Origin of the sequence: Carboxydocella sporoproducens DSM 16521, from assembly GCF_900167165.1 — a bacterium.
GTDB lineage: Bacteria > Bacillota.
The window spans coordinates 1-24931 of sequence record NZ_FUXM01000028.1; the positions used below are offsets into that span (position 1 = coordinate 1).

Sequence of the window (24931 nt, forward strand, 5' to 3'; positions counted from 1 at the left end):
AACGAAATGGCCGAGATAGAAGATCTACTGCTGGACTGGGAGCTTCCCTTCGAAGGACAGAAGAAGGAAACCTATTACAATTATCATTGTCAGAAATGTGGGTATAAAGAGGAAGTGCCAGCATTTATCGTAGATGAGATGAAAGCTATGGACAAATTGGATAACTTGGGCTCACCAGGAATGCCAATTTTGGAATGTCCTTATTGTCCTGGAGGCATGGTTTATAAAGGGGAAAAAGAGTAAGCTTTGCGGCTTACTCTTTTAAGTCGCCCGAAGGGCGAATTTGTTCTTTTTGTGGCAGGAAAAGTAAAGTTTATGTCGAATAATGTAGTAAGGTAAATTGTGAACTAAATTACATCCTCGAGGTGGCAATTATGACTAAAACTATCAGCCGTGATAAACTAGTGATCATCATACTAACGCTGATTATAATCAGCATGAGCATATTCTTTTATTTCTACCTGACTAAACAAAACCCACTGGAATCGATTACGCAGCCAGTGCATTCATTGCCCCAGGGATTGTTTGCCTTTGGCAATGATAAACAAACCGGGCTGTTAAAACCCCTGGGAGTGGGGGTTGATGGCAATAAAATTATTGTTGCTGATTCTGCCAAACACAGGCTAGTTTGGTTTGATCGCAATGGAAAAAAGTTAAAAAGCGTTGGCAGTTTTGGTAACGGCCCCGATAAATTTAACTATCCAGTAGCTGTTGCTGCTGGTGCTGGTAAAATTTTTGTTGCTGATTTGAATAATAATCGGATTGTAGTACTTGATCAGGAAGGGAAATACCTGGAGTCCTGGCCCAGGGATAGTAAAAACAATCTTCGTCCGGTGGCCCTTGCATTAAACAGTAAAGGTTTATTATATGTATCAGATCTATTAAGTCAGCAAGTACTGGTTTTAGATGAACAGGGCAGGGTGGTTAAAAGAATCGGAGAACCAGGTTCGGGTGAGCGAGGTTTATCCTATGCTAACGGGATAGCCCTTAATGAAGATGAGAGCTTGCTGATAGTAGCAGATTCCAACAATGGACGCTTGCAAGTTTTCAATGCGGATGACGGTAAACATGTAAAGACCATTAAGGAAGGAATAGGGTTTGTACTACCGCGGGGAATTACCTTTGACCGGGAAAGAAATGCCTGGATTGTAGTGGATACGATGCAACAGGCTGTGATTGTTCTGGATGCTAATTTTAAACCGATCGGACAGATTGCTGGCTTTAAGGAAGGAGATCCTTTTCGCTTTCCCAATGGGGTAGCGACTGATGGCACAGGCAGAATTTATATAACTGACCGGGAAAATGACCGGATTGTAGTCTTGAAATAGAAAAAGGAGGGGTTGTTATGGTCAAGATAATTAAATATAGTACAATCACGGCCATAACAATCCTGTTGCTTCTGTTCCATACTATTCAGGCCTGGGCGGCAATTGACCCGGAAGCAACAATCCGGTTCACCGGGATGGTAGGAGGCAATAACCAGGAAACAGTCTACTGGACCAGTGTAACTGGGGCTACCAGCTACACTTTGAGCCGGACTGCCGACGGGATCACCTGGACTACTTTGTATACTGGTCCGGCAACACAATATGCGGATACTGGAGTGGAGAATTATCGCAATTACTATTACAAGGTGACAGCGACGGATGGTACTACTACTATTGAGTCCCCTATCGGGAAGGCATTTCCCCCTAATACCAGTCCCCATGACTATTATGATCAAAACTTAGGGGCATGTGCCAGTTGTCATGTTACCCACGCAGCCGAAGGCCCCAAACTTTTGACACAAAAAACAGGAACCCGTACCTGTCTGGTTTGTCATGATGGCACGCAGAGTAAGTATAATGTCTTAAATGGCACAGTTACCCTGCCAGGTTCTGTACTTGCTCCTACATCCAGTGGGCCTTTTGGTACTCTGCCACCTGCCAGTAATACTACTGCTGAGGTTTATGCTGCGGTATATTACGATTACAATGGCAGTGCTGCTATCACTGCGGTACCCACTTCGGTCCACAATGTCGGGACCCCCCATGGGGAGGCACCAGGGGAAATGATTTATGACTCATTTTTCATGGCCAGGCAGCTGGATTGCACTAGTTGTCACAACCCTCATGATAATGGTAATTATCGGTTGTTAAAAAGCTTGGTAGGGTCAAGTAGTGGAGAACAAACTAACGCTATTATTGGCTACGCCGTAACCGATACTGGTACCAATCAGGAAATACCAAAATATGTGAGTGGTACTGTATATTTCTGTGGTACCTGTCACAGTGACTTTAACCAGAAAGCCGGGAGTGGACATCGTTTGGCCAAATTTACCGAGCAAACAGGCTATGACTTGAATGCAAATTCCATAGATTTTGTTATGCATGCCGTAAATATTCCTAACAGTTACAATGGTTTGACACCGCGAGGAAATTATCCGTATGAAAATGGCAATCTGGTGGTCTGCCTGACCTGTCATCGCGCTCATGGCACTACTGTGGTTGAACAAAATATTACCAGAAGTGGGCGTTTATCTACCGCTTTAAAACGCGCCCCTGGTATGGTGATCTGTGAGGATTGCCATCAGAAAACTGATAATCCCTAAACCTGAGCGGAGAAGGAGGGGGACGGAATGAAAAAAACAGTCTTGTCTACTGGAAAATTTAATATATTCCTCCTGACCGTCGGGTGCTGGCTCGCCTTTATCAGCTGGGCCTGGGCCTGGCCGAATGGCAAACTGGATACCGCCAGTGAGAAGAATTATTGTTATTCCTGTCATGATACCAGGGGCGGGGGAACTGTGACGCTCCTGGATGTATCTGTCAACGGAACAAGTAAGGGAGCAGTGTCTGAAGTCAGCCTTACTGCTGGTCAGGCGCTTGAGATTACTTATCGGGTCACAGGATTGGGCTACGGATTAAACGGAACTGTAGCAGGTGCCGTCCAGGTACCTGCTACTTACCAGTGGCAAGTGGCTAATCCTGATACTCCCTGGAGTGATAATGGCCAATCTGATCTGACTCCCTGGGCTGTAGCCAAACAGGATACAGCCAAAAGTGCTCCTCTATATAGCCCATATATGTTTGTTACTGATTTCCCGGCCAATTCAACGCCGGTTAACCAGCAGGGAGTTACTCTGGATGATGGCAGTAACGGCACTCCCGGAGACCGCAACCGTAAACTGCATGATGAAGTGTTTAAAGTTAAATTGATTCCGCCTGCTGTCCAAGGGGTTTATACCATTTATATCCAGGGTGTAGGCAGGGACAGTACCGGGAACCTGGCTTATGCTCAACAGGCAGTTACTGTTAAGGTTGTGGCTTCTCCAGCTTTGCAACCCCATGGTAAGTTCACTGATCCTGGCCGGCAGGACCTGTGTAAATTGTGCCATTCTACCCACTCAGCTCATGGTTACCAGCTGGTTTTGAAGGATACAGTTGCCGATACCTGTTATGTCTGCCATGATGGCACCGCATCTGTTTATAATGTCAAGAGTCAGTTTGATGTTCAGGCTAACCCTTCCCACCACAAAGTGCCTGAGGGTAAAACCTTTTGTCAGGATTGTCACAATCCCCACTTCAGCAACACAGACTCTACCAGTGCAGTAACGGGAAAGAAAAACGGCTCCATTCGCTTGCTGGCAGCCCAGCGCAATGTTAACGGGACGCTCAAAGGCCCTAATTATAGTGGCAATGATGTCTGCTGGACCTGTCACGGAGCTCCTTCGGATCTACCCAGGCCTTTTGGAATTGATCATCAGACTTTTTTTGCTAATTCCGTTCATAATATTGGCAATGACCCCAATAGTTTAATGCAATATGCCAGCGTTGATGCTAACCTGAATCCGGTGGCACCGACCAGCAGCCCCCAGACTGATGGGATCGCCATGGTGGAGCGAGAGCCCATTACTGGCGAATCTGCAACCGGAACCATGATTGCCTGTCTGAATTGCCATAAACCTCATGGTTCCTCTAATTACCCGCTTTTGCGCTGGGAGAATAAGGCCAATCTTTGTATTAACTGTCATGTTAGTAAAGGTTTTAATTATTACCAATATAGTTCGCAAAACAAGATCTATAATTCCAGTAATGCTTTTACAGGTTCAATCCATGACCAGAAGTTTGCTGCCTGGAATGGCTGCATGATGTGCCATGAACCCCATGGCTCGAAATATCAGTTTATGATTACGGCTCCCTTTGTTAACAAACCTTATCCCACGGCAGTTACCCATAATCGCAATGAATTGTGTTTTAAATGCCATGACTACCGTTATTACTGGAATAATGGCAGTAACCCCATTGTAGGTAGCCGCTTCGGGAATGGCAATGGTCGTAACTATCACTGGCACGTAAATAGTTATAAGCTTTCTTGTCGGACCTGTCATGACCCTCATACAGGTAGTAACCAGTATTTCGATCTAAGTAATACCAATGCCTATAAGAACGGAACCAAAGTCAATAACTCTAACTGGAATTTGAATAACCCGGTCAATATCAGTTTTGACTGGTCTTATCTCCTCAACGCAGTGAGTCCGGCCAATGGCCGTCTGGCCTTTTATGCTACCGGTACCGACAGTCAGGGCAATGCCACCGGCTATGCCTGTTATCTGAATTGTAAAGCCAACCATACTCCGAAAGGATATTTGCGTAATCCTTATGCAGGTCCTGCCCTGAACTGTGTTGCCTGTCATGACCAGAATGAATTCGACAAAAACTCATCCCATCCCATTATTTATGCGGGTACATCCAGTGGCAAAAAGGTATCCTGTGATACCTGCCACGAACCGGATCATACCAAACATACGGGTTCTAACCCCTATGGTTTGAAAAACCCGGTCGCCTGGACCGACCCTGTCTCAGGGACAGCGGTTACGCCGGACCCGGTCAGTGTGCCCAATTTTGCTACAACCGAGTATCGCGACTGGTGTTTTACCTGTCATGGTACTACCAGGCATATTACCGAGGATTATCAGGCCAACTTTACCGGCAAGCCCCATGCCAGCTTGAGCCGGAGCAACAGTAAATATGGCACTACTGCTGATGGGGTAAGCAAGGATCAGCCCTGTCTGGTCTGCCATGAACACCATGCTTCGACTAACGTGCGTTTGCTGCGGCGGGATATTGATACTACCGATACTCATGCGATTGATGCTGATACTGATGTTGGTAAGGTAAATGCCTGTCTGGATTGCCATGATGGTTATCCGGCCAAACAGGATATTCGGAAGCTCTATTATGCTGAGACTTCTGCCGGCCATTTTATCAAGTCTGTAGATTCTACCAAAAAACTGCTATGTACCGAATGTCATAGCCCTCATGGTACGACCAACGCCAAGTATCTCTGGGATCGGGACAAATACGGTACCTTGCAGTTTGCCGGAACGGCCTGGCCGACCAATAAGACCGGCAGTAGTTTTAACGTCAGGGAGTTTTGCCTGGTCTGTCACCCGACTTCAGACCAGCCCAGCCGTGTCTACTATACCGGTAATACTATCAAAGTGACTTCCAGTGACCAGCCGGCTAACAGCTATAAAATCACTATCAAACCGTTGCCGGCCAGCATTGCTTCTCATAGCAGTACATCAACGGATAAATGCGATATCTGTCATGATCCTCATAAGCCCTGGCCGGCTACAGGCTCTAATGCCGATTGCTATCTCTGCCATGGCAAACGGGGTGAGGCCTATAATATCGAGGCATTGATGGGGCAAGAAGGAACTTTGAGTGCAGGGAAAATCAGCCGTCATAAGATTTATGATCCCAACACAGCTGATACCAATGATTGTATGACCAAATGTCACCTGGCTCACCCGCATAATCCGCGTTCCAATAATATCAAGGCGGTAGATGAAAAGACCCTGTGCTTCAATTGCCATGATACAAACGGGGCACCGGGACCACAGCCGCGGATTGACATGCTGAAATATGCGGGTAAGCCCCATGATTACGTGAAACAGGAACACTCCTACAGTGACGGCAGTGGTTTCGGCAATAACTGTACCAAGTGCCATAATCCTCACGGTTCTGATTATAAGCCTTTGTTGAAGTGGGCCAATGGCGATACTCTGTGTTATCAATGTCATGATGGTCTGCATACTGATGGTAATGGGGCTACGATTAGCAATATCAAGACATTGTATCAGGCTTATGGCCATTATCTAAAAAGCGACCCAACCAAGAAGCTGAAATGTGCCGATTGTCATTTCCCGCATGGAACTTCCAATACAAAGTACCTGCGGGATGCTGATGTCAGTGAAGCCATCTATACTAATGGGGATACCAACCAGTTACGCACTTTCCCCAGCAATATTGGCAGCAATGACAGCCGCCGTCCTTTTTGTACGGTTTGCCATTTGCCCAATAACCAGGATGCCAGTGCGGATTTTGTGCGCTGGGTTGATCCCGATCTGCCTGGCGGCCAGATTGATCTTGCTGAATTGCCCCTGGTAGGGCCCAAGAGTGGTATTACTTTGAGTGAGCATACGGCAGTAAGCACCGCTAACTGTATGGCCTGTCATAACCCCCATGACCCGCGGCCGGTGGGGTCCAACAAGGATTGTTACAAATGTCATGGCGGGTCCAGCGCTTTAGCGCCCAATATAGACCAGTTAGCCGGTTTGTGGGATGGAACTCAAAACACCTGGCCTGACGGGCAAGGTGGCAGGACGACAACCAGTACGATTGTGTCCTACCATAAAATAACTGATGCGCTGTCACCTGATACCAATACCTGTATGACCAATTGTCATAAACCTCATTCCCATAACCCGAAAGCGGATTTGATCAAAGACCGCACTGGTGCCAGTGGTGATGTAACACCACCTAATGCTCCCAGCGGTTTAAGTGCCCAGGCGCTGGCCAAGAGTCTGGTGAAGGTCAGCTGGACTCCATCTGATTCCAGTGACATTTTTGGATACTATATCTACCGTAATGATTTCACCGATGCCAATGCTATTGGGGTGATCAATAACACCAGCACTACTGGTACAGTGTCCTTCTATGATGGCGCAGTAAGAGGCACACCACCATTTACTTATAAGATTAAGGCCTTTGACAGAGCAGGTAATAGTACCTGGCTGAATACAACCGTGAACGTATCACCAGCCTATACTTCGGATACAACTGCTCCCAGTGCGCCTGCTGACTTGAAGGCGGTAGCCCTGAATAGTGCCCGGATCAGTCTGACCTGGTCGCGCAGTACTGACGCCTCCGGGGTGAAAGGATATTATATCTATCGCAGTACAGATGGCACTAACTTTACCCGCATTGGCTTTAGCGGTACTACCAGTTTTGTGGATGCACCGGGCTTGAATAATGGCATTTTGCCCAATACAACCTACTGGTATAAAGTTACGGCAATCGATAAAACCCTGGATTTAGGCGGCACTGGTAATGAATCCGGTTATAGCAATGTCGCCTCGGTCACTACACCGACTGCAACTATACCTGTAACCAATGGACTTTACAAGTCGGGTAGCAATGTGGTCGAATTCTTTGACTATCAGAACGGTCGCACCAATATTTTCCCGGCTGGTACCAATATCCGGGTTAAGGTGACTACCAGTACCATTAATAATGCTACTACGCGGCGGGTAATTGTTTACAGTAAGACTGGCGGGCAGTTAGCAACTTATACTATGAGCCAGACCAGTACTAGCGCACCTTACACTTATGAGGTGACCTTTACCCGTTCGACCCCGGGTCTCTACTATTTCCTGGTTGAGGTCTCAAGCGGAGCAGGTACAATTAGGGCTTATGAGGCGGTGGAAATTGCAGCAACTACCGAACATTATCGCACATATGAAGATAGTGGCTATACGACAGAAAAGCTGGAGTTCCAGGCCGGGCAGGTTGTTTATGGTGAAGTTTCGGCCAATGTCAATGGTACTATCGGCACCACTACTGCAACTCTATACAGAATGGATGGAACTACAGCAGCCACTTTGACTGCCAGCAACGTAGCTTATAACGGTAACTATATCCGCTTCCAGGTGACCTGGCCCAGTGGCCTGAATGCCGGAGACTGGTATTCTTTGTATATCCGGGTACGCAACACCGGCGGCACCACGTTGGTCAATGAATACAAGATGCTGAAGAATTATGCTGTTGATACTACTCCGCCTTCAGCGCCGACGATTAGCAGCTTGCAGCCTGGCAGCAACAGTGTAGTTGTAAACTGGTCGGCGTCCACTCCTGCCGATGATGTGGCTGGCTATAGTATCTATCGCAGCAGTGATGGGACTAACTACATCAAGGTAGGCTCGGTGGATGCGGCAAACTTGAGCTTTACTGATAGCGGCTTAAAAGGAAATACCCAGTACTGGTATCGTGTCAGTGCCTTTGATTTGAGTGGCAATGCTGCAACCGGTGCTGCTGTAACGACAACAACTGCTGCTGAGCCGGTGGATAATGTGGCTCCGCCTCCTCCGGCAGGGGTTAATGCTACTCCCATCAAGGATATTGTCACCGGCAGTATGGCCGTAGAGTTAACCTGGGCTCCGGCTAGCGCTGCTGATGGAGTAGTGGGCTATAACATCTACCGGATTGTGCCCGGGTTCAGTCAACCTTTGAAGGTGGGTTCCACTACCGGTACTACCTGGACGGACCTCTATCTCAAAGGTACCACCAGTTATAGTTACTACGTTACAGCCTTTGACCTGGAGGGGAACGAATCCAGTTTCAGTACCAAGGTAACAGCTTTGACTCTGGTTGATCCCATGGCATCACTGGAGCGAGCCCTGTGTATGACCTGTCACGACGGCACCGGCTCACCGCCTGGGGCGCCTGTAATCGGTACATCTTATAACAGTAGCAAACATAACGTGGATGTACCGGTGGACACCTTTAGTGATGGCAGTATTTACTATGGTAACTGTACCAAGTGCCATGTGCCCCATGGTTCTCAGTATCCCAGCTTGCTGAAGAAAGCCAAGGATAATGAACTGTGCTTTGATTGTCACACCAACGCCTCCAGCAATTACAAATATTCCGGTCGCCGTACCTTTGAAATGTCGGCGCACAGCCGGACCACAGATTCGCCTTCCGGAACGCCCATAGTTTTCCCGAATAGCTATGGAACCGGGGGCACCAGGGATCCCAATAGTGCAGCCGATAAAGCGACTTATGCTGGTAAATGCTTTAACTGTCATACTCCGCACGGTAAGTTTGTGCCGACAGAGCATGGCGGAGATGGCGTGAGTGTGACCAGAGCTTCGACCCTGGATAGCTATCGCTTTACGGTGGGTGCTGATACCTTTATCAGTGTCAATGCTCTCTGTGAAGGATGTCATGCTGCTGTAAGTTTTGGTGCCTGGAATGGTTTTACCATTTACAACAAAACTGCCCATGGCAATAAAAATAACTTGTTGGTCCGCTGGGATAACGAATCTGCACCCAGTGAATGCACCAACTGCCATGATCCCCATGGCACCGATTATGGCAGCATGTTGAAATTGCCCATGAATACCGATGCTGTAGACAGCAATGGTAACAGTTTGAAGAACAGTGTTTGTTTCTGGTGCCATGATAAGCCAGAAGTGATTGCTCAAACTTACTGGTTCCGGGGTAAGGCAGCCTATAATGCCTCGGAACATGCCAGCAAAGCTAAGTGGTATGATTCAGCCACAGGGCAATCGGCCATGTTTGTTCCCGGTAACTGTATGAACTGTCACAGCCCTCATGGCAAGGAGGACCCGAGCAATCCGGGCAATCCTTATCCGAAGCAGTTGTTGAAAAATCCGGACAATAACGAGCTCTGCTATAATTGCCATGACAGTGTGGCCCTGGTGAAAAAGGTTTATGGAACAGGGGTTTACTGGTACGAAGCTGCTGCTCCTGGTTATCCGACCGTCTACTGGAAAGGTGGTACCAATAATAATGATAACACCATTCCAGATACCGAACTGGTGGATCCGGCTGTGAAGATAGCCGGTCAGAGCCTGTTCTCTGTCAGCTCCCATGGCTCTAATGCCAATGCCAAATGGCCGGGCGGAACAGAGGGTGGTAATTATACCCAGGCCAGTAATGCAGCAGGTGCCTGTTATAACTGCCATGATCCCCATGGCTCAGGTTACCAGAGCTCGACCTTGAAACCAGCTTCAGACCTGTGTTTCACCTGTCATGATGGTACAGGCCCCTCAAGCAAGAATGTGGCTGGTCAGTTCGATGGCACGGTAGGGCATACGGTTAAAGATCCTAATTACATTGCCCGCCATGTGCCCGGCCAGGACCCGGCTCAGATGAACTATGATGATAACTCCAAGACAGTACAGTGTGTAGACTGTCATAATACGCACATCCTGAAGACAAAAGACACTTTCGTTCGGGACAACCTGAAAGCTTCGGGGATTGACGTCAATGGTAACTTCAAACAGGTAGCTGACTTCCAGTATGAAGTATGTATCAAGTGTCACAGTACTTTTGGCAGCAAGACCACCTTGCCCACGGGCTGGTCGGATGTACGCAGTCGCTTCCAGACCACTCATGATTCGCACCACGGTGTGTTCGGGGTAAAAGGGACCAATACTTATGTTAACTCTACCACTCTTACTACTTATGGTCTCAATATCCTGAACCGGACTCCTCCGGCTGGGCAGGGAAAAGTTTTGTGCTCTGATTGCCACTATACCCATACTGGTACTGATGTCAGCAATCCATATAACCTGAAGCTCAGTACGGATACTGCAGTTAGCAGTGCGCCGCTGATTGTAAAGCACTGTACCTTGTGCCATAAGCCGACATCCTATGGTTACACTACAAGTACTGGTTCACGGTTCTCCAATCATAGTAAAGGGGATCACAAAACCAGCAATGGTTGTTATGAATGCCATGGTGACCCGAGTGTTAAAGGCTATATGCACGGTTTTACCTGGAACGGGTATGGCAAGTTCATTCGCGGCCGGGCAATTGCCGAATACTATCCATCTAACATTGGTTCTAAGAACGGGTGCTACTTGTTACAGGGAACCTGTGGCAGTCATACCACCAGAACTTCCCGAACCAGTGGCAGTTAATTTCATTACAGAAGGGCCCAGCCTCTGAGCCGGGCCCTTCTCTTCACAAGGTGATGTTATGTTGATTTATCAATTACTAAAATCCAAAAAAGTGGCCTATATCTTAATCATTGCCCTGGGCCTGTATATCTTCCTGGGTGTAGCCCGCGGTCTGCCCAGCGGACAGTATGATACCGGTTTTTTTCGCAGCACACCTCTACAAGTTTTGCTGGTTTTACTGCTTATCAACACAGCAGCCTGCATGGTAGCACAGATACGTAAGCGATGGCGCTTGTACAGGAAATTAAGGATTACCGAGAGGAAATACCGCTGGCGGGAGCGGTTATGGGTAGAAGGAACTGCCAGGGACTGGCTGATCCGGCAGGGGTTCCGGCCTTTAGGTCCCGTAGTTTGGGCTCGTCGCCTCTATGGGTTGACTTTTATCATTCTTTTTCATTTCTCCTTCTTATTAATAGGACTTGGTTATCTCTGGAGTGCCTGGGGCCGTATCGAAGGCCTGGTTCCGGTTACGGCAGGGGAACAGGTACCCTTGACCAGGGAAAGCTTCTCCCTTTTGCAACAGGGGCCCTATGGTCGCCTGAATACGGAACAGTGGCGACTGGAAGTGGAGCAAATTCATGTTAACTATCCAGCCCAGGGCTGGCCCCAGGATGTCCAGGGGCAATTTAAGCTCTGGCACAATGATGTTCAAGTCAAATCAGGAAAGTTAAGCAAGGTACCCCCTGTGAGCTACTATGGCCATGATTTCAATGTCTGGGATTTCGGTTTTGCTCCCTATCTAGAACTCAGCCAGGGAGACCAGCTCCTGCTCAGCGGCTATGTCTCCCTGGCCACTATCACCAGGGGAGACCAGAAGTTCAGTCGTGACTCTCTGATATTGCCTGATGGGAGAGAAATAGAGATAGAATTTTTACCCCGGGGGCAGGATGCAGACTGGGGAAAACCGGACAAGTTTATGTACCCCAGTGAACCGCTGGTAAAAATCAGTTCAGGAGGACAGTCCCTGGTTTTACCATTGCACAGTTCCGGTGACCTGGGGCAATTTAAAATTAAAACAGGTGATTTTCGCTATTATCTCCAGGTGAAAATTATTAAAGATTATGGCATGGTTCTGATTTTTATAGCCTTCTGGCTGGGTTTAGGAGCTCTAGCAGGGCATTATCTGTTGCCCGCTTCTTTTGCGTGCATTGGACATGAGGGGGAAAAGGAAGTAATATATTTATATACCTGGTCCACATTTCCCCTGAGGAGGACAGAGAATGAACATTGAAGTAGCAGAAATCACTCTTTTCTGGCTGGCAGTTATTTTATATGCGGCTGCAACTGTGCTGGCAGCAATTGGAGTCGTGTGGACCAAGCAGAATTTACAGCGGGCCGGCAATATAATCTTTGTCCTGGCGCTTGTTCCCCATGGGATAGCGATAATTCTGCGCTGGCTAGCCACAGGTCATGGTCCCTATTTACAAACTTACGAGATTGTTTCCTCTGATGCCTGGGTTGGAGCTGCTCTGTTCATGCTCTTGCTCTGGCGCCTGCCCAGGCTAATGCCAGCAGCATTATTCGTTTATCCACTTACCTTGGTGTTTTCTGGCTGGGCCCTGCTTTCGTCCCGGGAAATCAGCCAGATCCCGGCTACCTTTCAGACTATCTGGCTAATCATTCATATCATTTTTGCCAAATTCGCCTATGGTAGCGCGCTGCTCAGTTCTGCCCTGGCTGCTATCTATTTGTTGAAAACAGGCAGCACAAAGTCCGGCTGGCTGCAGCGGGTGCCAGAACCAAACTGGCTGGATTACTATAGTTATCGCCTGACGGCCTTTGCTTTTTTAATGGTGGGAGTAATGATTGTGGCCGGGGCTATCTGGGCCAACCAGGCCTGGGGGTACTACTGGGCCTGGGATCCCATTGAGACCTGGTCCCTGATTTCCTGGCTGCTTTATGGTTTATACTTGCATTACCGCTTTACTGGAGGCAAGCCGCGGCGGGCTGCCCTGCTGAACTTGCTCTCTTTATTAATCTTACTGATCACATTGTTTGCAGTTCCTTACCTTTATGATACTGTTCATTCAGAATATATGAGTTGAGGTGTGCCATGAACATCCGCCGACTTACCATTGCTCTCTGGTTTATTTTGCTGGTTTTTATCCTAATCCTGGTTCTGGTTCCTCAGGAAAACATCTACGGGGCCAATGGTATCGCTAAATGGGTGGCCAGCAACGGAAGCTGGGCAGTCTGGGTTGACCGGCTGGGATTAACTCATTTTGCTGCTACCTGGCCTTTTAAACTGGGGGTAGGAGTTTTTGCCCTGGTGGCACTTTATTCACTCTTGCAACAGTTTGCACTGGCGTATCAACAATGGTGTCGCGGCGGCATTGGTGGCCGCTGGCAGCCAGTGAAGTTGAAGCAAAAACCAGCAGATAATTGGTGGCAAAAAGCAGGGCTAAAACAGGTTAACCAGGGCTGGCTGCGCCATCCTGTTAGCCTTTTTGCCATTCCCCTTTTTCATCTGGCGCTCATCCTCATTATCATTGGCGGCGCAGTCACCTATCTTTTGCGCGTTCAGGCTACTGTCTCCTTGACTGAAGGACAGGCCTTCACCGGCCAACAACAGCTGGAAGAAATAAAAAAGGGCCCCTGGGCGGACATTAAATTTCCGGCAGAATATCTGGGCCTGGATAAGTTTGATGCTAATGCAACTGAACCGGCAGCCTATGTGGTCAGACTAACCAGCAAGGGAGAAGTGCTGGCCCGGGAAAAAATAGCTGTGAATGAGAATCTGCAATGGCATGGCTATACTCTCTATCTGGCCCGGAGCGGTTATGCTCCCGGCCTGGAAGTGAAAGAAGGCTCCAAGGTGTTGCTGGCTGGCTATGTTGCCATTAAGGAAGAAAGCGGGCAGGGTGAAATAAAGCTGCCCGGTGAACAAGCCCTTTCCCTTGCTTATGATCAAAAAAACCAGCAGCTGTTAGTCAATGGTCTGCCATTAAACCAGGGGGAAACCAGAACCTTACCGCAAGGCCTAACTGTCGCTTTTATCGATTTGCGTTACTGGGCGTCATTTTTGCTGGTAAAAGACCCGGGGCTGTACTGGATTGTGGCTGGTAGTTCCGCAGGTATAATCGCTTTGTTCTTCTGGTTATTCCGGCCGCCGCTGGAAATAGTACTGAACGAAGAAAAAGGGAATTGGATTTTGAAAGCCAGACGGAAACAATGGCAGAGCGGGATAGTGGCTGAACTGCGGCAAGTAATGCAAAAAGGAGAGGTACTGGGTGAGTAAAGTCGAAGTTATTTTCTACTGGCTGGCTGTACTGTTGTATGCTGGCTCCCTTTTTATGTCAGCTGTAAAAATCATCTGGAAAAAAGAACAGGGCAGGCTGGATTTGTACTTAGCCACTGCCGGTTTTCTTGCGCACACTGCGGCTTTACTCTATCGCTGGTACCGGGTCGGTCATGGGCCGTATGTCGATTTTGCGGAAGTAGTTCCTGCTGATGCCTGGGCGGGCATGGCTGGTTTCCTCTGGCTTTGCTATTATAAGCCCCGCTTTAGAACTTTGCTTTTATTTGTTGCGCCGGCTACTATGCTGGCTTTGGGAGCGGCAGTTTTAAATTCAGACCAGATGGAAAGCATTCCTCTAACCTACCGTAGTTTCTGGCTCTACCTGCACGTGTTGTTCGCTAAACTGGCCTATGGCAGTGCCTTGCTGGCGGCAGGTACAGGAGCCTACTATTTGCTGCACAAGCGGAAAGGCAACAATGTGGCTGAAGTAGATGATCTAACCTATCGTTTCCTGGCCCTGGCCTTTTTAATGCTGGCCATCATGATGATTACCGGGGCCCTCTGGGCCAACCAGTCCTGGGGCCGATACTGGGCCTGGGACCCTGTAGAAACCTGGGCCATGATCAGCTGGTTGATTTACGGCCTGGTACTGCATTTACGCTTCACTTATGGCTGGCGTGGCGAAAAGGCGGCCTGGCTGGCGATAGGGGCATTTGTTCTGATTATATTTGCCTATTTTGGCGTCCCATACATCTATCAATCCATCCATGAACATTTGAAATAGGTGAGAAGATGAAAGACTGGTTAATTGTTACCAACAGTTTTATCCATGATACGGCAACAGGGCTGTGGCTGGCAGGGCTGTTTCTGCTGGGGAAAATCAAGGCCAGTTATGGTCAGGATGCTCTTTTCTGGGAGCTTAATACCTGGGTTTGGCTAGCGCTAGTGCTCATTCTGGTCACCGGTGCCCTGCGCGGTATCAGTTTCCGTTATTATGGCTGGACCGGGGATGTAGCGCGGGAGCGCAAACGCTTATTGCTGATTAAACACGGTATATTAGGGGTAGTATGGACTGCAGGTTTAATTTACCACTGGCAGTTATTACATTAGCAGCAGGAGGTGAGCGGTAATGAAAGTATTGTTAATCACTCCGTCTTATCATGCCGGCGTGGTGGAAGCAGCTGGTTCCTGGCCTAACCTTGGTCTAGTTTACCTGGCCGGGCATTTGAGGGCGGCCGGGCATGAAGTGGTTATCTATGATGCCATGACTAAAGGGCATGACCTGGCGCAGATTAAAGCCAGGATTGAACAGGAAAGGCCCCGGGTAGTGGGGACCACCTCCTATACAGCCTCAGCGCCAGCTGCCAGCCAGGTTTTACAAGTGGCTAAAGCCGTTGATCCATCGATTCTGACAGTGTTTGGCGGTATCCATGCTAACTTTATGTACGAGGAAATGTTGAAGGACTGGCCCTGGGTTGACGTAGTAGTGCGGGGAGAGGGAGAAGAGACCCTGCCGGAATTGCTGGACAGCTGGCCTGATGAAAAGAAACTGGCTCAGGTAAAAGGCATTGCCTGGCGCAACCAGCGGGGAGAAATCATCGTTAATCCAGCCAGACCTTTTCTGCCTGACCTGGACCGGCTGATTCCGGCCTGGGATCTGGTCGAGTGGGAGGACTATACTTTTTATGTTCTACCCGGCTCCCGTCTGGGTCTGGTCAATTCCAGCCGGGGTTGTCCCCATCAGTGCGCCTTTTGTTCTCAGCAAAAATTCTGGCAACAGAGCTACCGGGAACGCAGTGCAGAGAGCTTTGTCAGTGAACTGGAGCATCTGAAACAGACCTACGGGGTCAATGTGGTGATGCTTTCTGATGAATATCCTACCCGTAACCGGGAGCGCTGGGAAAAAATCCTGGATCTGCTGCTGGAACGACAGGTGGGCATGTATCTCCTGCTGGAGACCTGTGTCAGCGATGTTTTGCGGGACCGGGATATTCTTGATAAATACCGGGCAGCGGGGGTTATCCATGTCTATGTAGGGGTAGAGGCTACCGACCAGGCCAGTCTGGATCAATTCAAAAAATCCATCACCTGTGAACAGGGCAGAGAGGCTTTGGCGTTACTTAATGAGGCCAATATTATCAGCGAATGTTCCTTTGTGCTTGGAACCCCGGAAGAAACGCCGGAACATATAGACCAGACTCTGGAATTAGCCAAGCACTACAATCCGGATTTCGCCCACTTCTTATTGCTGGCACCCTGGCCTTATGCTGACCTTTATCCTGAATTGAAACCATTTATTATTGAGCAGGACTACAGTAAGTATAATTTTGTTGAGCCGGTGATCAAGCCCAGGCAAATGGAAGCAGAGGAGCTGGCTCAGGCTGTCCTGAAATGTTATAAAGAATATTATCTGGAAAGAATTGAAACTTATCCAGCTATTCGTGATAGGTTTAAACGGGAATATATGCTGCGTTCTCTCCAGGTTATGATCAATAATTCCTTTTTACGGCGCCATATGCAAAGGGAGGGGCCTTTGCCTGCTGCCATGCAAAAAGCGCTGGAGCTATTGGAATCCGGAATATAGACCGGATTCTTTTTTGTCGAAAAAAAATAAAAGATTTTTGACTGTTTGCGACAATTTTCTCATCCCCGAAAGAGTATAATTGCAACAGAAAGCACAATCCTCAGGGGGATGGAAAATGCGGCGCTGGTTATTGATATTTATGCTGGCTACAATTTTGACTGCTGTAAACTGGAGCGGGCTGGTACCCTGGGCAGATGAGTTATTGAGTTTACCAGCAGAAATGCCTGAACAACCACAGGTGGAGCAACCAGCGAGCCAAACAGCAGAGACATCTGCAGGTAATCCTGTTGCTGAAGATAACACAGAGTCCCAACCGGTTGTGGCTGATTCAGGAGCCACAGAGCAAACCAATCCAGCAGGTACAGGTGAGACTCCACCGCCGCCTCCACTCCCGGAGACGACTGCTGGGGAGGAAAGGATTGTGGCTGTTAGTGAAGATATATATGATAACCAGCCGGATACAGTACAGGTGGGTAGCACACCAGAGCCACCAACCGGTCTAACAGCTGTCGCTACCGGACCAAATACCGTAGAGTTGTCCTGGAATGGAATAACCGGGGATGATGTTCTATATCAGGTCTATATGGCAAAAGAGGGGAATTACTTCAACTGGCTCAAGAATGTGACTACAACTGGAACGACAGTTACAGACTTAATGCCCCTTACGACTTATAATTTTTATGTTCAGCAGGTCGTACAGGGGCAAATCTCTCCCCCTGGTGAAATAGTAACAGTTACTACACAGGCGAACAGCTCGCCGCCAATGGTCACAAGTAAAAAACCAACCGGGACAGGGGTAAAAAGAAATGAGCGGGTAGAAGTAGTCTGGAATGATTGGCTGGATCCAGCAACTATCACACCCAGCAACTTCTATGTAACTGTTAATTTTTCCGGTGTAAAATTACCGGGCAAATATGCCTGGGATGAGAAAACTCGCACCATGTATTTTACCCCGGCTCAACCCTGGTCTGCTAACACATCCTATAAAGTGGTAATAAACTCAGGTATCAAGAGTACCTCTGGTCTGGCAGCAGGTTTCACTTCCTGGGTGTTTACTACAATTAACTCTCCTTTTGTTAGCCCTCACGGCAATTACCTTTTTTCCACTGCTCCCTGTGCCTTGTGTCATTCTGCCCATGCAGCCGGTGGAAGCAAGCTCATAATTAATCAGGCTATTGCCGGCCTCTGTCAGTCCTGCCATGATGGCAGTGGCAGTGTTGTGCTCTTTTTTGATGCGCCCCAAATGGGACATGGCCTTGATTCCAATTGCTGTGCCTGCCATAATCCCCACAGACCCAAACCCTGATACCCGGCTGAAGCTGGGTATATTTTTCGTGTGTGAAGCAAGTCACAAAAATTTCAATTTTTTTTCGACAGGATTATTAGGAAGAGGGGAGAATATTTGATACGGAAGTAGACTTAATGAAAGGATGGGGAGACATGCAAGAACAATCCAAACCAGCACAACGCAGCGGTATAGAGGAGGTCTGGCGCTTTTTCTCCTCGATGAAGCTGGCTCTGTTTGTGCTTCTTATTCTGGCTGTGGCATCAGTGGTAGGAACCTTACTTCCCCAGGACCCACAGACCAGGCAGCCGGTTTATGATATTTACCACAGTTTCTGGTACCGGGGCTTACTGGGGTTACTCAGCATGAATTTGCTGATCTGCAGCCTGGAACGAATTAAACTGATCAGAAAAGCTCTCGGGGAACCCAATACAAAAATTTCAGAAGCTTTTGTTAAAAATTTAAAATTGGCAGGGACCGTACGTCATAAAGCCAGTTTGGCTGAGACGGAAAAAGTCTGGGTTGAAGCACTGGCAGCGAAAGGCTACCGGGTTTTTGCCGATGAGAATGAGGGTAAAAAGATACTGGCAGCAGACCGTGGCCGTTTTGGAGTACTGGGTAGCTTTATTACTCACCTTTCCTTTTTAGTGATTGTCCTGGGAGCTATTTATGGTAATTTTACCGGTTTTGAAACTTATCTGGCCGGTGTGGAAGGCCAAACCATCAGTATGTTGTCCTTGCCAGACATTAAAAACTTTGATCCTGAGGAGAATTTCTCCATTCGCATTAACCGTGCCTGGGAAGAGGGGAGCACATCCACACCGGGTATGGTCAAGGACTGGTATAGTGATCTTTCTGTGATTGAAAACGGAAAAGAGGTATTTCGTAAACGGATCGAAGTTAACGATCCTTTGAAATGGAAAGGCGTTAAGTTCTATCAAAGCAGTTTCCAGGCTGGTCTGCCCGCCCTGAACTTTACCATTGAGGATGAAAAGGGGCAGAAACGGGAAGTAACGGGATTGGAAGGGGAGGTCTTGCCACTGGATAACAACCTTTACCTCAATATCCAGGGGTATGTACCGCAATTCGATCCCAATCAGCCCCAGAACCCGCAAGCTCCTAATGGTAAGCCGGCTGTCCTGTATCAAGTCTTTAAAAACAATCAGCAAATTGCCTATTCATATCAGTATATCGGCCAGGCGGCTCAGGTTGAAAATTATAAAGTGACAGCAAATGGAATCAAAACCGTTAATATGACAGGCTTATCGGTACGGCGAGATCCCGGAGTACCTATTGTTTGGGCAGGTAGTATACTGATGGTGGTGGGGATTTTCCTTTCCTTTATGTTGCAGCACCGGAAAATCTGGGTAGTGCTAAAGCAGGCTGGTAATACTATCATTGCTGAGTACGGGGCTCAGGTTGACAAAAATAAACTGGGGCTGGAGCAGGATCTGGATGAGATTCTGACAGCAGTGCAAGAAAGGGGATAAGCTGTGAGTGAGCTGTCTTTATATTATCTAACCATTGGTTTTTATCTGATTTCCTCCCTGTGTTACCTGGGATATTTATTGACTAAAAACGATACTATTGGTAAAGTGGCAACGGGTACTGCTTTTGCAGGTCTACTTTCTAATTTTGCCGGGCTGATCATGAGAACGGTAACCACCGGGCATCCACCTTTTACCAATATGTATGAGTATTCTTCTTCTTTTGCCTTTGGTGTAATGCTGATCTATCTCTTTGCTGAGTGGAAGTACGATATGCGCATCGCCGGGGCTTTCGTAGTTCCCGTAGCCTTTGTGCTGGAGATTTCCACCATGATGCTGGGTTTGCCTTTTGAAGGCAGCAAAGAATTGATGCCTGCTCTGCAAAGCAACTGGCTGCATGCCCATGTGGCTACTGCCATTATTGCCTATGGTGCCTTTGCTTTTTCCTGTGGTTTGGCCATTATGTACCTCTGGAAAGAAAAAATGGAGGCTGTGGGCAGCACCAGCTGGTTTAACCGGGAGTTGCCCAGGGCAGCTTTGCTGGATGAGCTTTCCTATCGCTTTATTGCCTTTGGTTTTCCTTTGATGTCCCTGGTCATCATCACCGGGGCAGTCTGGGCAGAGTTTGCCTGGGGTCGCTACTGGAGCTGGGACCCTAAAGAAACCTGGTCCTTGATTACCTGGTTGGTCTACTCTGCTTATTTGCATGCCCGTTTAACCTATGGCTGGAAAGGGCGCCGGGCAGCCTGGATGGCGATTATTGGCTTTTTAACTGTGCTGTTTACCTACTTCGGAGTTAATATCCTGTTGCCAGGTTTGCATTCTTATTCCGGGGCGTAAAAAATCGCATGTAGGCAGGATTTTTACGAAATATGACGAATTAATTTTTATTCCCTGATAGTTTAGGAGGGGCTGAGGTGCTGTATCCAATTTTTCTCCGTCTGGACGGCAAGAAATGTCTGGTAGTTGGCGGAGGCCAGGTGGCAGAACGGAAAATAGCTGGCTTGCTCCAGGCAGGAGCAGGGGTACTGGTAGTCAGCCCTGAGGTAACAGAAAGAATTGAAGGATGGGCCGGCGCCGGTCGCGTAATGTGGTACCGGCGCCTTTTTCAACCCGATGATGTGGAACAGGCACATCTGGTCTATGCAGCCACAGATGATGCTGCGGTTAATGCCAGGATTGCCCGGGAGTGCCAGCAAAGGAAGATCTGGGTCAATGTGGTTGATGACCCGGAACGGGGGGACTTCTATCTGCCGGCAGTTCTGAGGCGGGGCCATTTGCAGCTGGCTGTCTCCACGGGAGGACAGAGTCCGGTGTTTGCCCGCAAATTAAGGGATCATCTGGCGCGATCTATAGGACCTGAGTATGGAGAGATCAATGATTTGCTCGGTGAACTCAGGCAAATTTTACTTGCCAGAATTCCTGACCCAGGGGAACGCCAGAGGATTATGGAGGGTTTACTGGCGGAGGGATTCTGGGAGGATCTGGTCCGGGGAGAAATGGAGAAGGTAAAGGAGCGGATAAAAAATGTTTTTGGTGACTGTTGGCCTCAATCATAAGACTGCTCCGGTGGAAATCAGAGAAAAACTGGCTTTTACTGAAAGCCAATTGCCTGAGGCCTTGCAAACCTTGAAACAATATCCGGCCATTGATGGGTGTGTACTACTATCCACTTGTAACCGTACGGAGATTTATGCGGCTTGCACAGATATGACCCAGGGTTTAAAATCCATAAAAACTTTTCTGATGGAATGCTTGCATGAAGAAGAATGTGAAATTGATAACTTCCTCTATATTCATACCCTCTATGACTGTGTCCATCATCTGTTTCGAGTTGCATCCGGACTGGATTCGATGATACTAGGTGAGACCCAGATTCTAGGCCAGGTGCGCCAGGCCTATCAAATTGCCAGTGCGGCGGAAAGCACCAATAAAATCATTAACACTCTGTTTCATAAGGCTATTGCTGTTGGCAAACGGGTAAGAACCGAGACGGAAATCGACAAAAATGCTGTTTCTATCAGCTATGCTGCAGTAGAGCTGGCTCGCCAGCTGTTTGGCACCCTGGAAGGCAAGGCCATTCTGATCATTGGCGCCGGGAAAATGAGTGAGCTGACGGCAAAACACCTGGTGGCCAACGGAGTTACCAGTGTGCTGGTTTCCAACCGCTCTTATGATAAAGCAGTGGAGCTGGCTGAGAAATTTGGCGGTAAAGCAGTGAAATTCGATCAATTAGTGGAATGCCTGATTCAGGCTGATATTGTAATCAGTGCTACCGCCGCCCGCCATGCCATTATTTTGCCGGAAATTGTGCAAAAAGTTATGCAAACCAGACAATACCGGCCCATATTTTTGATTGATATCGCCGTACCTCGGGACATCGATCCGGAAGTGGCCACCATTAAGGGAGTAACCCTCTTCGATATTGATGATTTGCAAAATGTGGTAGATCGCAATTTACAGGAACGGAAAAAAGAGGCCGTCAAGGCCCAGAAAATAGTGGATGAAGAAATCAAGGAGTTTTTCAGCTGGTTAAATACCCAGTTTGTGGTGCCAACCATTGTAGCTCTGAAACAGTTTGGGGAAGAAATCAAACAACGGGAGCTGGAAAAGGCGTTTAATAAACTGGGCGATTTAACGGAACGAGAGCGCAATATTATCCAGGCTCTGGCCCATAGCATCGTTAACAGTATTTTACATCGGCCAATTGTTAATCTTAAAGCTTATGCCCAGACCAGTCACGGTCATCTCTATACCGAAATTTTGCAAAACCTGTTTGATTTACAGATAGAAGGACAGAGAATAAAACCAGGCAAACCCATGGCAGCAGAAGAAGTGGAGGAATTGGTATGAGCAAAACGGTAAGGGTTGGCACCCGGGACAGCGCCCTGGCCATGTGGCAAACGGAATGGGTGGTAACCCAGTTGAGAAAATTGTACCCCGACCTGGGCCTGGAGATCGTACCCATGAAAACCCAGGGAGATAAAATTCTGGATGTGGCACTGGCCAAAATCGGTGACAAAGGGCTTTTTACCAAGGAACTGGAAGTTGCTATGCTGGCAGGGAAAATAGACATGGCGGTGCATAGCATGAAGGACCTGCCGACCCGTTTGCCTGACGGTTTGGCCCTAGGAGCCATCTGTGTCCGGGAAAACCCCGGCGATGTGCTGATCAGTCCTAAGGGTTATACCCTTGCCACCCTTCCTCAGGGGGCAAAAGTGGCTACATCTAGCCTGAGAAGACGGGCCCAGCTTCTGGCTTACCGGCCTGATTTGCAAATAGTGGATATGCGGGGCAATCTGGCTACCCGCTTTCGCAAAATGGAGGAGCAGCAGCTGGATGGTATGATCCTGGCAGCAGCCGGGGTTTTACGCCTGGGCTGGCAGGAACGTATCACCCAGTATATACCTTTTGAGATCAGCCTGCCTGCGGTAGGGCAGGGGTCGATTGGGATTGAAATCAGGGAAAATGATGAAGAGATTAAAGAGCTGTTACGACCGCTTAATGACAGAGCTGCTGCTAAGGCTATCCTGGCAGAAAGGGCTTTCCTGCGCAAATTAGAAGGCGGTTGTCAAATTCCGATTGGAGCTTATGGCGTTTTACAGGGTGAACAGCTGATTTTACAGGGTGTGGTAGCTTCCCTGGATGGACAGAAATTAATCAGAAAACAGATAAATGGCAATCCTGAAGCGGCGGAAGAGCTGGGGGAAAGACTGGCCGAGCTCATGCTGGCTGAAGGAGCTGATCGGATACTGGCGGAGGTAAGGGAGCTGAGTTAGATGCAAAAAGGTTTTGTTTATCTGGTCGGTGCGGGCCCGGGAGATCCGAAACTGATCACTCTACGGGGACTGGAGTGTATCAGCAAGGCAGATGTTATTGTTTATGACCGGTTGGCCAGTCCCAAACTTCTGACTTATGCCCGTAAAGATGCTGAACTGATCTTTGCCGGAAAGGAACCGGACAAGCATACCTTTCGACAGCAGGAAATCAATGCTTTACTGGTGGAAAAGGCCCTGGCAGGGAAAATTGTCGCCCGCCTGAAGGGGGGTGACCCCTTCGTTTTTGGAAGGGGGGGCGAGGAGGCCGAGGCCCTGGTGGAGCATGGGATTGGTTTTGAAATTGTGCCAGGGATTACTTCTGCTATTGCGGTACCGGCCTACGCCGGGATACCTGTCACTCATCGGGAACTATCGGCCAGTCTGGCTATTATTACCGGCAATGAGGATCCGGAAAAGGGAAACAGTCAAATCAGATGGGAACATTTAGCTACCGGGGCAGGTACCCTGGTAATATTGATGGGCATGGCCAACTTGCCCTTAATCGTGGAGAAACTCATTGAACATGGCCGTTCACCAGAGACCCCGGTTGCCATCATTCGCTGGGGGACCAGGCCGGAACAAATAACGGTAACGGCTACCCTGGCTGATATCGTGGAAAAGGCCAGGGCTGCTGGGGTCAAACATCCGGCTACTATTGTAGTGGGAGAAGTAGTGACAATGCGGGATAAGCTGCGCTGGTATGAAGCTAAACCCCTCTTCGGTCAGCGGATTGTGGTGACCCGAGCCAGAGAACAGGCCAGCAGCCTGACCAGCAAACTGGAAGAACTGGGTGCCGAAGTCTGGGAGTTTCCTGCCATTGAAATTACCGACCCGCTGGATTTTGGTCCCCTGGATCAGGCGATTAATGAGCTGCAGAGTTACAACTATATCATTTTTACCAGTGTGAATGGGGTTGAGCGCTTTTTCCGCCGTCTCTGGCAGCAGGGCAAGGATGTACGCGAACTGGCTGGTATCGAGATTTGCGCCATCGGTCCTAAAACCAGGGATGAGATTGAAAGGCGGGGTATTCGTTGTTCCTTTATCCCGGAGGAATACCGGGCTGAAGCCATTGTTGAGGTTCTGAAGCAAACTGACCTGGCCGGGAAAAGGGTACTATTGCCCCGGGCGGATATAGCCAGAAAGGTGTTACCGGAAGAATTGCGCAAGCTGGGGGCTGAGGTTACAGAAGTGGATGCCTACCGGACTGTGGCTGGTTCCGGGGATAAAGCCCTGTTACGGCGTCTGTTGCAGGAGAAGACCATCTCCTGGGTTACCTTTACCAGCTCATCAACAGTGAAGAATTTTATTAAATTGCTAGGAGAAGATTACCAGGAGCTTTTGCAAGCTGTTAAACTGGCTTCCATAGGGCCTATTACTTCCCAGACCGCCAGGGAGCTGGGACTGACGATAACCGTGGAGGCCCGGGAATACACCATTGACGGTTTGGTCACAGCAATTGTGGAAAGTATGGTATAATGGAGACG

At 48.5% G+C, this 24931-nt stretch carries 17 protein-coding genes; all 17 read left to right on the forward strand.

The annotated features are described in order from the left end of the window. Positions 1-243: hypothetical protein (locus B5D20_RS13910; RefSeq protein WP_159444463.1), on the forward strand; the 243-nt coding region annotated here is incomplete at its 5' end. 131 nt (positions 244-374) lie between these two features. Continuing rightward, complete coding sequence (locus tag B5D20_RS09800; RefSeq protein WP_078666060.1) at positions 375-1328, forward strand: 6-bladed beta-propeller; 954 nt, start codon at positions 375-377, stop codon at positions 1326-1328. Positions 1329-1345: 17 nt separating this feature from the next. Beyond that, a complete protein-coding gene (locus B5D20_RS09805; protein ID WP_078666061.1) occupies positions 1346-2590 on the forward strand; it encodes a cytochrome c3 family protein in 1245 nt (414 codons plus the stop codon). A 27-nt stretch (positions 2591-2617) separates the two neighbouring features. Beyond that, entirely contained in the window at positions 2618-10996 is an 8379-nt protein-coding gene (locus B5D20_RS09810) for a cytochrome c3 family protein (RefSeq protein WP_078666062.1), read from the forward strand. A gap of 58 nt (positions 10997-11054) precedes the next feature. Next, positions 11055-12266, forward strand: a complete 1212-nt coding sequence (locus B5D20_RS09815) for a cytochrome c biogenesis ResB family protein (RefSeq protein ID WP_107753555.1) — start codon at positions 11055-11057, stop codon at positions 12264-12266. Next, entirely contained in the window at positions 12256-13080 is an 825-nt protein-coding gene (ccsA, locus tag B5D20_RS09820) for a cytochrome c biogenesis protein CcsA (protein ID WP_078666064.1), read from the forward strand. The genes B5D20_RS09815 and ccsA (B5D20_RS09820) overlap by 11 nt, the downstream gene beginning before the upstream one ends. Positions 13081-13088: 8 nt before the next feature. Beyond that, positions 13089-14273, forward strand: a complete 1185-nt coding sequence (locus B5D20_RS09825) for a cytochrome c biogenesis ResB family protein (protein ID WP_078666065.1) — start codon at positions 13089-13091, stop codon at positions 14271-14273. Further along, positions 14266-15057 (forward strand): cytochrome c biogenesis protein CcsA, encoded by a 792-nt coding sequence (gene ccsA, locus B5D20_RS09830; RefSeq protein ID WP_078666066.1) that lies wholly within the window; start codon positions 14266-14268, stop codon positions 15055-15057. The genes B5D20_RS09825 and ccsA (B5D20_RS09830) overlap by 8 nt, the downstream gene beginning before the upstream one ends. 8 nt (positions 15058-15065) lie before the next feature. After that, the gene (locus B5D20_RS09835) at positions 15066-15383 is read left to right on the forward strand and encodes a hypothetical protein (RefSeq protein WP_078666067.1); all 318 of its coding nucleotides are present in this window, start codon (positions 15066-15068) and stop codon (positions 15381-15383) included. A gap of 19 nt (positions 15384-15402) precedes the next feature. After that, complete coding sequence (locus tag B5D20_RS09840) at positions 15403-16857, forward strand: B12-binding domain-containing radical SAM protein (protein ID WP_078666068.1); 1455 nt, start codon at positions 15403-15405, stop codon at positions 16855-16857. A gap of 115 nt (positions 16858-16972) precedes the next feature. Then, positions 16973-18163, forward strand: coding sequence for an Ig-like domain-containing protein (locus B5D20_RS09845; RefSeq protein WP_078666069.1), 1191 nt, complete (start codon positions 16973-16975; stop codon positions 18161-18163). A 134-nt stretch (positions 18164-18297) separates the two neighbouring features. After that, positions 18298-19632 carry a cytochrome c biogenesis protein ResB gene (resB, locus tag B5D20_RS13680; RefSeq protein ID WP_159071894.1) on the forward strand — a complete coding sequence of 445 codons (1335 nt, stop codon included), beginning with the start codon at positions 18298-18300 and terminating at the stop codon, positions 19630-19632. A 3-nt stretch (positions 19633-19635) separates the two neighbouring features. After that, entirely contained in the window at positions 19636-20469 is an 834-nt protein-coding gene (gene ccsB, locus B5D20_RS13685; RefSeq protein ID WP_107753548.1) for a c-type cytochrome biogenesis protein CcsB, read from the forward strand. A 77-nt stretch (positions 20470-20546) separates the two neighbouring features. Continuing rightward, complete coding sequence (locus B5D20_RS09855; RefSeq protein ID WP_078666070.1) at positions 20547-21188, forward strand: precorrin-2 dehydrogenase/sirohydrochlorin ferrochelatase family protein; 642 nt, start codon at positions 20547-20549, stop codon at positions 21186-21188. Next, positions 21157-22482 carry a glutamyl-tRNA reductase gene (gene hemA / locus B5D20_RS09860; protein WP_078666071.1) on the forward strand — a complete coding sequence of 442 codons (1326 nt, stop codon included), beginning with the start codon at positions 21157-21159 and terminating at the stop codon, positions 22480-22482. The genes B5D20_RS09855 and hemA overlap by 32 nt, the downstream gene beginning before the upstream one ends. Then, positions 22479-23408 carry a hydroxymethylbilane synthase gene (gene hemC / locus B5D20_RS09865; protein ID WP_078666072.1) on the forward strand — a complete coding sequence of 310 codons (930 nt, stop codon included), beginning with the start codon at positions 22479-22481 and terminating at the stop codon, positions 23406-23408. The genes hemA and hemC overlap by 4 nt, the downstream gene beginning before the upstream one ends. Next, the gene (gene cobA, locus B5D20_RS09870; protein WP_078666073.1) at positions 23409-24923 is read left to right on the forward strand and encodes a uroporphyrinogen-III C-methyltransferase; all 1515 of its coding nucleotides are present in this window, start codon (positions 23409-23411) and stop codon (positions 24921-24923) included. Positions 24924-24931: the final 8 nt, after the last annotated feature.